At 55.3% G+C, this 747-nt stretch carries 1 protein-coding gene; it reads right to left on the reverse strand.

The features are described from left to right. Nucleotides 1-108 precede the first annotated feature (108 nt). Nucleotides 109-747, reverse strand: a 639-nt coding sequence (locus ACFQY0_RS21235; protein WP_379717075.1) for a DUF2314 domain-containing protein, incomplete at its 5' end; no start/stop codon positions are given.

Below are 747 nucleotides of genomic sequence, written 5' to 3' on the forward strand. Positions count from 1 at the left end.
AACGTTTGATGTGGACGCGCGCCCCGATGGCGGCGGTTTCGAGTCAAGGAAAGCAGACCGAAGCACGCTCGGCAATCTCCAACACAGCCGCTGATTGGCGTCGCTGTCTCACGACTTGTTATGCTCTTGTGGAGTCTGGATGGCTAGAATGTGATCCGGATGGAAGCAGAGTTCGTCACCGCTCGAAATCTCCTTGTGAAACTGGGGGTCGTTGTCCAGCACTCCGATCCAATGCTCATCCATCCGCTCCTTGGCGATGACCCACATCCTCTCGCAGTCATAGTCGGCAGGCTCCTGTCCCTCTGGGATAAATGAGAACGCAAGCTTCACAACGTCGCCTGTCGTGATTCCAAGCCGCTGATCCTCCGACGGAATGGAGAACGATGCGGGAAAGGTCTTCGACAGCTCGACTGCGTTATCAAGGTAGTAGCCGTGCTTCACGAAACATGGATAAGGATGATTCAGTGATCGGCTCCAAGCATCGGTTGGACTAGTTCGCAGTGCTCGCCATCCATCAGGTAAATCGTGAAGTTCACCGATCGAAGGGTCTCTACGATATACCTCCTCGAGGGCAACGATCGCGGGTTCGCCTTCTTCCGCCGCGTGAAACTGCCACGCTCCATCGTCGTAGTCGTGGTAAACCTCCAAGATCGGCGACCCATCCAAGACTGCGTGTGTCGTGAAGCAAGCGACATTGCGGGGCACTTCAAACGGCCAGTCGTCGGTCATGATTTCTTGGCATAACGT

The sequence above is a fragment of the Haloferula chungangensis genome, from assembly GCF_042664875.1.
Taxonomy (GTDB): domain Bacteria; phylum Verrucomicrobiota; class Verrucomicrobiia; order Verrucomicrobiales; family Akkermansiaceae; genus Haloferula; species Haloferula chungangensis.